Source organism: Metallosphaera javensis (ex Hofmann et al. 2022) (genome assembly GCF_022064045.1).
In the GTDB taxonomy this organism is placed as follows: domain Archaea; phylum Thermoproteota; class Thermoprotei_A; order Sulfolobales; family Sulfolobaceae; genus Metallosphaera; species Metallosphaera javensis.
On sequence record NZ_JAKNCW010000058.1, the window covers coordinates 1 to 379 of the forward strand.

At 50.7% G+C, this 379-nt stretch carries 1 pseudogene; it reads left to right on the forward strand.

Annotation, left to right across the window (positions count from 1 at the left end):
• Positions 1-379 (forward strand): annotated as a pseudogene (locus tag L3N51_RS12380) (hypothetical protein); the annotation flags it as partial.

The window sequence follows — 379 nt, forward strand, 5'->3', positions numbered from 1 at the left end:
AGTTGAAGGTTCCCCCAACGTGGTACAACCCGGCCCAGTTCAGGGACTGTGGCGGTATCCTGGGACCCGTGTGGAACGCGCTTTCGAGTTACCAGGCAATCTTCATGGGAATGATGAGTAACGCATTGCGACTAAGGATGGCTTCGATGAGTATCGAGTTAGTATATAGGGATAGCAAAGGAAATTATTCGATGTCTAAGAACACTGAAAATATAATGAGGATGGTCTCAGATGCTTACCCCTTCATTTACGAGGGAATAGGGGCTTCTCCTGGAAGACCTCTGCAGATCGGTGGTCTCCCGGTAGCTAACACCCGCTTCCCCTTCTTCACGTTGAACGGGATGAGCCAGGAGGTCAAGGCCATATGCGAGCAGATCCT